9 protein-coding genes, 2 tRNA genes and 1 pseudogene are annotated in these 9513 nt (G+C 52.4%); 6 read left to right on the forward strand and 6 right to left on the reverse strand.

The genetic code is table 11. From position 1 onward, the window contains the following. The first annotated feature begins 235 nt into the window (after window positions 1-235). The gene (locus tag NANH_RS0103135) at window positions 236-943 is read left to right on the forward strand and encodes an IS6 family transposase (RefSeq protein ID WP_027260728.1); all 708 of its coding nucleotides are present in this window, start codon (window positions 236-238) and stop codon (window positions 941-943) included. Here NANH_RS0103135 and NANH_RS28330 read toward each other — a convergent pair. Next, on the reverse strand, window positions 925-1089 hold the full coding sequence (locus NANH_RS28330) for a hypothetical protein (RefSeq protein WP_154665558.1): 165 nt from the start codon (window positions 1087-1089) through the stop codon (window positions 925-927). The genes NANH_RS0103135 and NANH_RS28330 overlap by 19 nt on opposite strands. 123 nt (window positions 1090-1212) lie before the next feature. Between NANH_RS28330 and NANH_RS0103145 the strand changes: the two genes are divergently transcribed. After that, window positions 1213-1311: transfer RNA gene (locus tag NANH_RS0103145), tRNA-Met, on the forward strand. Between the two features lie 483 nt (window positions 1312-1794). Here NANH_RS0103145 and NANH_RS0103150 read toward each other — a convergent pair. The 3 genes from NANH_RS0103150 to NANH_RS0103160 form a co-directional block, all read right to left on the reverse strand. Continuing rightward, a complete protein-coding gene (locus NANH_RS0103150; protein WP_139236690.1) occupies window positions 1795-2157 on the reverse strand; it encodes a hypothetical protein in 363 nt (120 codons plus the stop codon). Between the two features lie 40 nt (window positions 2158-2197). Continuing rightward, a complete protein-coding gene (locus NANH_RS0103155) occupies window positions 2198-2821 on the reverse strand; it encodes an SEL1-like repeat protein (protein ID WP_027260730.1) in 624 nt (207 codons plus the stop codon). A 147-nt stretch (window positions 2822-2968) separates the two neighbouring features. Continuing rightward, on the reverse strand, window positions 2969-3439 hold the full coding sequence (locus NANH_RS0103160) for a hypothetical protein (protein ID WP_139236688.1): 471 nt from the start codon (window positions 3437-3439) through the stop codon (window positions 2969-2971). Window positions 3440-3655: 216 nt separating this feature from the next. Here NANH_RS0103160 and NANH_RS28335 point away from each other — a divergent pair, with 216 nt between their 5' ends. Beyond that, a complete protein-coding gene (locus NANH_RS28335; protein WP_139236686.1) occupies window positions 3656-4006 on the forward strand; it encodes a hypothetical protein in 351 nt (116 codons plus the stop codon). Window positions 4007-4173: 167 nt separating this feature from the next. On the opposite strand, the gene NANH_RS28340 is transcribed toward NANH_RS28335, so the two are convergent. Continuing rightward, complete coding sequence (locus NANH_RS28340) at window positions 4174-4680, reverse strand: thermonuclease family protein (protein ID WP_139236684.1); 507 nt, start codon at window positions 4678-4680, stop codon at window positions 4174-4176. Here NANH_RS28340 and NANH_RS25290 point away from each other — a divergent pair. The 3 genes and pseudogenes from NANH_RS25290 to drt3b all read left to right on the forward strand — a co-directional run bounded on the left by NANH_RS25290 (window position 4571) and on the right by drt3b (window position 8788). Beyond that, window positions 4571-5527: pseudogene (locus NANH_RS25290) on the forward strand (IS5 family transposase). The gene NANH_RS28340 and the pseudogene NANH_RS25290 overlap by 110 nt on opposite strands. 143 nt (window positions 5528-5670) lie before the next feature. Then, window positions 5671-6714 (forward strand): antiviral reverse transcriptase Drt3a, encoded by a 1044-nt coding sequence (drt3a, locus tag NANH_RS0103175; RefSeq protein ID WP_081710407.1) that lies wholly within the window; start codon window positions 5671-5673, stop codon window positions 6712-6714. After that, the gene (gene drt3b / locus NANH_RS0103180; RefSeq protein WP_027260734.1) at window positions 6707-8788 is read left to right on the forward strand and encodes an antiviral reverse transcriptase Drt3b; all 2082 of its coding nucleotides are present in this window, start codon (window positions 6707-6709) and stop codon (window positions 8786-8788) included. Before drt3a ends, drt3b begins: the two co-directional genes overlap by 8 nt. A 626-nt stretch (window positions 8789-9414) precedes the next feature. Here the strand turns inward: drt3b and NANH_RS0103185 are convergent. Further along, a tRNA-Met gene (locus NANH_RS0103185) sits at window positions 9415-9513 on the reverse strand.

The raw sequence follows: 9513 nt of genomic DNA on the forward strand, positions 1-9513 counted from the left end.
CAGCCACTTATCGACGGTCCGGGTTGGGCCGCGCTGCTTCTTCTGCTAAGACATGACGCGGCGCTATGAAAGGAACGCGAAGGTCCGGGTTGGGCCGCGCTGCTTCTTCTGCTAAGACGCATCGGACGGAATGGACTCATTCCTTGCCGTCCGGGTTGGGCCGCGCTGCTTCTTCTGCAGCATTGTCAGAAGGATTCCGGTTGAGGCGGGCAGGGCGGTTTCGTAGCCTTGGCTCATGACGAAACCAGATCTTTTCAAGTACTTTCAAAGCAGCCCCGAAATCATTCGCCTGACGGTGATGATGTACATTCGGTTCCCGCTTTCGCTTCGCAATGTGGAGGACCTGCTGCATGAGCGCGGCATCGACATCAGCCACGAAACGGTGCGGTTCTGGTGGAACCGGTTCGGGCCGAAATTCGCTTCTGAGATCCGGCGCAAGCGCGTGGACCGCATGCGATCCGCGCCGCAGTGGCGCTGGCATCTCGACGAGATGTTCGTGAAGATCAACGGCGAGCGCCACTATCTTTGGCGGGCTGTAGATCACGAGGGCGAGGTTCTGGAAAGTTTCGTGACGAAGACGCGGGACAAGAAAGCCGCCTTGAAATTCTTGAAGAAATCCATGAAGCGGCACGGTCGTCCGCATGTGTTCGTGACAGATTTGCTTCGCTCGTACGGCGCCGCGTTGAAGGTCATCGGCGCGTCACACCGACAAGAAACCGGCCGCTGGTCGAACAACAGGGCCGAAAATTCGCACCTGCCGTTTCGACGACGAGAACGGGCAATGCAGTGCTTCCGGCGGATGCGAAGTTTGCAGAAATTCGTTTCCGTCCACGCCTCGGTCCTTAACCATTTCAACCAGGAGCGCCATCTCTACACCAGACAGAACTTCAAGCTGAACCGTACCGCCGCTCTCGCCGAGTGGCGTCAGCTTTGTTCAGCATAGGTTCCGGTGGTTTGACGAAAACTGAGACTGGTTAGAATCGGTCTGACAGCACCGTCTGCGGTGACATCGACGACATGGGTGGCACCGGAGGGGCGCCGAAGCATCGCCTGCACCTTGGCTGCCTTGGTCTCTTCGCGTTTTGTCATGAATCTTTCCTCGGATTTCGAGGCTGGCATGTTGCCGCGCCCCGGTACCGGGGAGAGCCCGAACGCGTCGGGCCTGGGTCCAGTGATGCGTGGTTCGGGCAAGTAGTCCAGTTGTTTCCATCGGCGGGTCCGGCGCAGTGGAGCGTGACGAGGCTCTCGCTGAACCACGATGCGGTTCAGGCTCATAACCTGAAGGTCGTAGGTTCAAATCCTACTCCCGCAACCAAAATAATACATCAATTACAACACGCTAGCGACCCTCGGGGCGCTTTCGGCGTTCCGACGTTTCCCCATGGTGCTACAACGGTGCTACGCTCAGACAAGTAAAACGCCCCTCGAGATCTGGCCTCGGTGCCCAGGTCCGAAAAGCATGAAGCAAGATAAGTGGAATGCTGACATCCGATGTATCCAAGTCCAACGGCAGCACTGCGCAGGAAGCGCCCATTGCAACCTCGGCCGCTTGACGCAACCAGCCGAGGTTTTCTGCTGCGGTGCAGCCCGCCGTTTCCGCCGTTCGCTACGACTGCGAGGTTCTGGAGCCGGTGAATTCACACACTGCGGGACAAAAATGATCGTCCCAAGTTGAGTAACGGCGGGATGACCGCCTGCCCAAACACTGAAAACGGCCGCGGAAATTCCACCACCAAGCCCCCGAAAAACGGGAGGATTTCCCTCGCGCCGGGTAGTCCGGAGGGATCCGCCTCCTTAGGCTTCAGGATCTATGGGGGCAATACCCACCGCCGGACCTCGCAAAACGCGGATCAACTCCTGAATGGCCGTATCGGCATAAGGCTTACCAAACTGCTGTAGATATACAAGGGTGTCCTCCAGCAGGTTCACCTTTTGCAGCAACAGTAACGCGTGATACTGCTCCGGTTGCCGGGTGATACTGTCAAAAAATTCAACATGCGCTTCGCTGTCATAGAGCGGAGGAAGGACGATATCGCCCTCCTCTTCATAGCCTGATATGCCGCAGGCATCTGCACGGCGGGCGAGTTCTTCCAGAGCTTGCTTGTACCGCTCAATGGGCACGTGCAGTCTGGAGGAGAATGCATGTGTATCGGGCATCATTTACCCCGCAGATTTCACCTATATTGACGCCGCCTGCTCAGTGTTGCGCCAATAGGTTTTCAACGCTTCCAATCAATTCGTCGTTATACGCGCTGTAGCGGAATTCATCATAGAGAGCTTGCGCAACGTCCCGGTCATATTCTGCATTCACACCGAGAAGAATATGCTCGGCGAGGAACAAGCCCGCATTACCCCAACCGGATAAGGCGGCATTCAACAGGTAAACGGTTCCAACATAATGATTTTTTGCGGTTCCTTCGCCTCGAAGCAACTTGATCCCATAACTGGTCATTGCAATGGGGTACCCTTGTTCTGCAGCGCGCTTGTACAGGCTCGTGACCAGTTCAGGGTTGTTCTGAAAATAGTGGCAGTGCTGTGCTCCGTAAAGCCATGCGAGAGCGGTATTCGCCGTTGCATTTCCCAGAGACGCAGCCGCTTCAAGTTTGCCATATGCGACTTGATTGCCTTCGCAAGCACTGTCCGAGAGTTCATTGGAAAACTGTCGTTGCTCTTGGAAATTGAATATTTCAATCCCTGGGTGTACCAGGTTGGCACTGTCAGATCTGAGGACGGCCCAGTAGATATCACTCTTGGTCGTGTCAGCCCAAGCGGCTAAAGGCGCGCTGAGAAAAATAAGAAGAAAAATAAAATTCTTAAACATTTTCAAGTTCCTATTTGGTGCATGCATGGTACATGTCGCTAAAGTTGTACCCGAAGATGAATTGCACGCTTAGCGTGCTGTGGAATTTGCGGTTTCACTTGGAAGCTTGGAAATTCATAGTTGTGGCGCCTTCCAGAATGCCCCGGCCTATTCCGCGGCCTCCGAACATTTTGACAACCTTCGAACTCCGTCCCAATCCTCCAGTATGTAAAACCCTTGATGATCTCCATTCACCGAAAAGGTTTTCTCCTCGCCGGTTTGAGGGTCCGTGTAGGCAATCGCCAGGATGAAGCTCAAAGGGCCGCTCGAGGGACCAAAAAAGGCTTTAGGCTGGAAGACACCGGTTGCCTCATGCTGATCCACAAGCACCCGTGTTTTGTTCTCGGCGGACGCGCCGGAGAGCTCGATGCCCTTCATCATCCCGCAAGCCAATGCATAGCGGCCATCAAGCCGGGATAGATCGAAGTCATCGGCGAAATGAGGGAGCAAATGTGTCAGCCCCTCGCAGAGTTCATCAGCGTCCTGGGCAGACGGCAATCCGCAGCGGTTCTCCTCCTCCGCGTGCGCGGCTTGCAAAAAGCCAAGAACAGCAAGGCAGGTCAGTAGAATGGTCTTCAATTTTAGCATCCTTGAGAAACGTGACTTTTGGGCTACATGCTTGGGCCGGTGTCCCCATGAAATGTACTTTGGGATACTAACCTTACATAGTTGCGTCCCGCAATTGCTCACCACACGGCGCGATCGTGGCACTCTGTTTTGGCGATCTTTTCCGGTCTTGACCTGTCTGGGCAGCCGGGTCCAGAGAGTTTACCGTTCCTAAACAGGGAAATTTGCGTGGCTTGTAGAATCCAGATCGATGGTCCAGCGACAAAAGAGGAATTGGAAAGTGACATCCGGTTGCTCGCCAGGCTAGCGGAACAAATGCCCTCGCAGTCCTTCATTGCGCGCTTGTCTGAAAGCGATATTCAAGACAACATACCGCTATATCTCGGCGAGATCGAAGCTGCCGTCCAATCCACGGCAACCGGGTATGCGTCCGAAATTGCGACGCAAGTGATCACTGCCGTGCGGAATGCGGCAGAAGCCGGTGATATCAGGCAGGGTGTCGGCAATGCCTTTTCAGCGCTGCATGAAGCCTGTTCAGAACTGCGTCGCCTGAGCGCTGCTTATGGGGAAATCGACTGAGCCTTTCGCATTCGCAGCATAGCTGTCGCTACGTGTGGCTCGAATGTCGAGTTCGGGCTGAGAGCAGACCTTTCCACCAAGAGTGGTAAGCGGCAGGTAACGAATTTCCTATGAGACATCAGAATCTGTGGCGGCAAGGTTCGGGCCTGTGAGAGAACGAAACTGGCCTAAGGGTTCATCTTTCCGCGTTGCCTCGCGGCAGCGCGCCATAGCTTTTTTCTAGTTCCGTCAGGTTCAAGCTGACGATATGCCCCGCCAGAATATTTCGGCCAATCCAAAGCCAAGCCCTGCTTGACTAGTTCAGCGGCAATGTCCGTACCATCGGACAGAAAGCACTTTGCAACGACGCGGTCGTAAGAAACCTCTTCGCTAATTTCGGCAGTCACAATTTCGCCTTTGCACATCTTTACGACCGCGAACTTTGACTTTTTCCCCCATGGGTGATCCAGTTCCGGTGCATCAATTCCGGCAATTCGTATCTTTGTACCACTGGAACATCTGAAAAACCTGCCGCTTCTGGCGTGATCTGGTAGACTTGAGGCAACCCGCCAAGGAGCCGTTCCGATGCCAAAGCAACCTGTTTTTCCCGGTCTTCGCGATGTGATGAAGAAGAAGGTGACGCGGCGGGAACAGTTTCTGGCGGAGATGGATGAGGTGGTGCCCTGGGGCCGCATGCTGGCGCTGATCGCTCCGCACTACCCGAAAGTCGGCTCCAAGGGCGGTCGCCCGCCGATGCCGCTGGAGATGATGCTGCGGGTCTATTTCCTCCAGAATTGGTATGCCCTGAGCGACCCGATGGCAGAAGAGACGCTGTATGACAGCGATGCGATGCGCCGCTTTGCCGGGATCGAGCTGGGTGACGACCGCATTCCGGATGAGACTACGATCCTCAACTTTCGCCACCTGCTCGAACGGCATGGGCTGACTGAGGCGATTTTCGCGGAGGTGAGCGCGCATCTGGCAGACAAGGGGATCACCCTGCGCTCGGGGACTTTGGTCGATGCGACCATCATCGACGCGCCGTCCTCGACGAAGAACAAGGCGGGTGCACGCGACCCCGAGATGTCGTCCACGAAGAAGTGAAATGACTGGTATTTCGGTATGAAAGCCCACATCGGCGTCGATGCGGACAGCGGCGTTGTTCACAGCCTGGACACCTCGACCGCCAGACTGCACGACAGCCAGGTCTGGGACGACCTGCTGCACGGCGAGGAAACTTCGGTCTGGGCCGACAAGGGCTATGTCAGCGCCGAGCGCGAGGCGGCGTTCACGGGACCGGGCAAGTTCTGGGGCGTCATGCGCAAGGCGCCCAAGGGTGGCAAGCTGCATTCCCTCGACGAACGGATCAACCGGGTGATCGCGATGGTGAGAGCCAAAGTCGAGCATCCGTTCCGGATCGTGAAGCGCCAGTTTGCCCACGTGAAAACCCGCTACCGGGGCCTCGCCAAGAACCGCGCCCAGCTCTTCACGCTGTTCGCACTCGGGAACCTGTTTCTGGTGCGACGGAGGCTGATGGCATGAGGATGAGTCCGCCCAGAATACGCCAAAACGCCGAAATGGCAGCCCTGAAGCCGCTTGACCGGCCGCAAACAACCTGTCTCACGCCTTGCCAGACCATCAAGCCAAAATCTCGGCGCAGCCGAACCGGTTGATCAGACGTTCCCATACTTCTTAGGCGCTTGAACGAGAATATTAGGCGCATAGTAAGAGTTCGACAGGCTGACAGGAACTATGTCGTATCTCGCCTAAGTCAACTCTTGGGGAATGGGCTGCCGTATGTTGTCGCAAAATATGACATAAAGAAGTTTTACGCTTCGATTGATAGGGATGAGCTGCGCAAAGCTTGCCATAAGCGCTTGAGCAGTTCAGGCACGACAATAAGAATGCTCGACAAGTATTTAGCCGATTTAGAGGCCGCCGGTGCTTCTGGAATTCCTGCAGGTTTGGCTTTAAATGGCACCCTGAGCGAGGTATTTTTGTTAAATATGGACAAGGAAATCTCTCGGTCTGAGGGAGTTCATTTCTATGCAAGGTATGTTGACGATATTGTAATTGTCGCCGCCCCACATATCACTGAACCCGACCTGACCCAGCGGATCGAGGTTAATCTTCCGACAGGTTTAATGCCTAATCCGTCTCAAAATAAAAAAGCCTTCCAGCTACTGCCGAAGAAGGAAAACAAGGGAAGCACCAACAGGTATGCTTTGGATTATTTGGGATACAAGTTCACCGTTTCGCAAATTCTTTCTGAAGCGAACCATGACAAGACTTTAAATGCCCGAAAGCTAACGATCGACATAAGCAAATCGAAGATCGACAAGCGTAAAACAAGATTTATCTTGTCCATCAAGCAATACCTTCGAGATGGAAACCAAGATGATCTCTTAGACAGGTTTCTTCTAATAAACAGCGGCTATAGGTTTTACGATAGAAACTCCGAGCGATGGTTGTCTAGCGGAATGTGTAACAGTTACCCATTAATTGACCATCCCTCGCCAGCACTGCGCGAGCTTTCATCCTTTTATCACAGCGTCCTTTCGTCACGATCCTCAAATCTGGCTGCAAGGCTTGCACTTGCACCGCTTACAAGGCGGAATCGGAAGAGAATTCAGTACCTTGACCTATGCGCCCACGTTCAAAAGAAGAAGTACGTCGGATTCAATGAGCAGAAGCTCGTCCATTTGATGAAGGCTTGGCAACATGCCTAGGAAGACTGTTCAGAAGATCTTACTTGATCCAAGCGACTTCAACCGGGCTCTCCTCAGCGACACGACTCCGGCTGAGCTACCTATTCCTATCGGAAACGATGGCTTCTACCTTAACATCCGTGATTGGAAGAAGTTTGATACATTCTCAAAGACAATAATCGAAACCTTTGTTCTTCCTCCAAATTCTGGCAAGCAAGCCACGGAGCCACTTTCTTACAAAATCGTCAAAGATGCCGAATCCTTACGCAAACTCGGCTTGCCGCATCCTCGCGCGCAACTCGAAATTTGCAACTTTTACTCTAGATATGACTCACTGCTCACGTACTACTGTAACACCAGCTCATTCTCTATCCGACGGCCTGTCTGCACTGCGAGCAAATATTATATCGCAGGTCCCTTAGAAGCCAGTAACGAGCTCAAGTTCTCTACGATTTCAACCGTGGACAAAGATAAGTTTACAAAGCATCCAGCCAGCTTCTTTGCGTACGCCGGTTACGGGAGACTTCATAACTTTTTGGGATCAAGGCTCTTCGATTCATTAGAACGAAAATTCCACTTTATGTCCTCGCAAGATATTTCGAAGTGCTTCCACAGTATTTATACTCACTCGATTTCTTGGGCCACAAGGTCGCTCAAAGAAGCCAAAAGAAATACTAGTGCCGAAATGTACGGGGCCTCCTTTGATCGTCTTATGCAGTCAATGAATAGGAATGAAACCAACGGAATCATTGTTGGCCCAGAAGTCAGTCGAATATTCGCTGAAACTATATTGTCAGCGGTGGATGATGAGCTAGAGCGGCGGCTTACGAAGAAAGGGCTCACAAATGGCGTAGACTATTCAGCTTTTCGATATGTCGACAATTACTATTTTTTCAGTGGAAATCGAAGAAACTGTGACGAGATTTCCGCCGAACTTTCTGACTGCCTGGACGAATACAAACTTCATCTAAATCCCGGAAAAGCGGAGATCACGTATCGTCCCTTCGCCAGCAAAAAATCTTCGGCAATACAGCAAGCCAATACTTTAGTTGCTGATGTTATCGACAACCTAACGCGTCCAAACCAGATCGCAGGTGTTCCGGGCAGACAGCAAACAAATGTTGTGTTGGTGACAGCTAAGAGAATCCGATCAAGGCATAAGCTAATGCGCGCACTTGTTCAGCGAGTTCGCGCAATTTGTGTAGATGCCGAATTGGGCTATGAGGGCGTGTCTGCTTATATGTTGGCGGCCATAAAGTGGAGGACGCATCAACTTACAAGAGATAGCGAACAGTTGCTGGCTTTGCCCGAAGAAATCGCTTTGCTTGATGGAAGTGTGATAAGCCGAGAGGAGTGCCTGTCACAAGCCACTGATCTTTATGATTTCTATCTTGAGGTTGCGTTTCATCTTTTCTCTCTTGCTCCGAGCGTAAACACTTCTTTAGATATCTCATATGTCCTTGTTCAAACTGCTGAATTCTTAAAAAAACATACCCCGGATGACTTTTTGGCCACCAAGGAACGGGTACAGCTTTGGGTTTCGCGTCTTGTTGGCAGCAGCTCACTTACTGATCTGGACGAACGGCAGTATTCGACCTCAATCGAGATACTCAATGTAATTTGCGCGACCAAACCATTTGACTTTGGGGGTGTTTACTATGTTGAGCTTCTAGATGAGTTTAAAGGAGCTTCCTCGAAGGTAGGGTATTTTGAAGTTGTCGCCAAGTTGTTTGTTCTTGGAGATGATCCAAAGTGCAAAACGAAGCAATTGGAACTACTGCAGGGTGCGGAATCTTTCATCCTGAAGGAGCCTAATTTGGCGACTTGCTCCGAACGCCTCCATCTATTTCTTGATCTGATGGGCTGCCCGTTCATAAGCGCTGACTATCGAAGAAAAATGGTCAGGAGAATTTTGACGGGCTACAATGGGCAACAACGGCTGGGAGGTGGCGGTGGTTCGATCCAGATACCGACAAATGAGCATGTCGCTGCTGCAATCACGAATTTTGAGCAGAATCCTTGGTTCACGACGTGGGACAGCATCAATCTCCTCCGCCTTATTGAGAAGAAAGAATTGAAGCGTTCATATGCTTAGTCTAACAACTAGGGCGACTCTGCCTTCCGGCGTCATCGCTTTGCAGTAATTTCGCGAGATTTGCAGCAGAACGCTTGGCCGTACTGACTACGTTCAGTCGATACCAGTACTGTGTTTGCGGGTTGATTGGCGTTGTGTCTTTCGGGACATTACTTCTTAGGAAGGGCGGCATGTCTGCTGATCTGCACGCCTTCTAGAGGCGGAATTTGTTGAAGCATGCTGCACACACCTAAGGTCGGGTTATTGGCGTGGACATCAAATTCAAGTAGATGTTCACGCCTCTTATTAAAAATCTACTAGGTTCATACCTTTAGTTCAAAGATCGCATGGTGTGTCTGCTGAAACCATATTCATGGGTTGAATGGGGTTGGATGCTTCATTTTCGAATGTCAGCTTTTCGGAGTCGGCAACGCCGCGAGGAGGCCCCTCGGAATGACCGGTTTGGGCCGTTCGCGGTTGTGGTTGCACTGGTTCTGGATGTGTTGATCTGGCTTGTGTGTTGCGCTTGCGTCACACATCCGAACCGCGTCCGTTTGCTTCCACAGTGCTTCCAGTGGTGTTTCGGGAACGCGCGCGGCCACCCGGAGGTGGCTTCTAGCGTATTGATAATACTGTATTATTTTGGTTGCGGGAGTAGGATTTGAACCTACGACCTTCAGGTTATGAGCCTGAACCGCATCGTGGTTCAGCGAGAGCCTCGTCACGCTCCACTGCGCCGGACCCGC

The sequence above is a fragment of the Sedimentitalea nanhaiensis DSM 24252 genome (assembly GCF_000473225.1).
GTDB lineage: Bacteria > Pseudomonadota > Alphaproteobacteria > Rhodobacterales > Rhodobacteraceae > Sedimentitalea > Sedimentitalea nanhaiensis.

Excerpts from the sequence above, each read along its gene's own strand:
- NANH_RS0103150 (WP_139236690.1), bottom strand. The coding sequence starts at position 2,157 with ATGCCCGATACACATGCATTCTCCTCCAGACTGCACGTGCCCATTGAG.
- NANH_RS0103135 (WP_027260728.1), top strand. The coding sequence starts at position 236 with ATGACGAAACCAGATCTTTTCAAGTACTTTCAAAGCAGCCCCGAAATC.
- NANH_RS28340 (WP_139236684.1), bottom strand. The coding sequence starts at position 4,680 with ATGCGGCCCCAGGGCACCACCTCATCCATCTCCGCCAGAAACTGTTCC.
- NANH_RS28330 (WP_154665558.1), bottom strand. The coding sequence starts at position 1,089 with ATGACAAAACGCGAAGAGACCAAGGCAGCCAAGGTGCAGGCGATGCTT.
- drt3b (WP_027260734.1), top strand. The coding sequence starts at position 6,707 with ATGCCTAGGAAGACTGTTCAGAAGATCTTACTTGATCCAAGCGACTTC.
- NANH_RS0103155 (WP_027260730.1), bottom strand. The coding sequence starts at position 2,821 with ATGTTTAAGAATTTTATTTTTCTTCTTATTTTTCTCAGCGCGCCTTTA.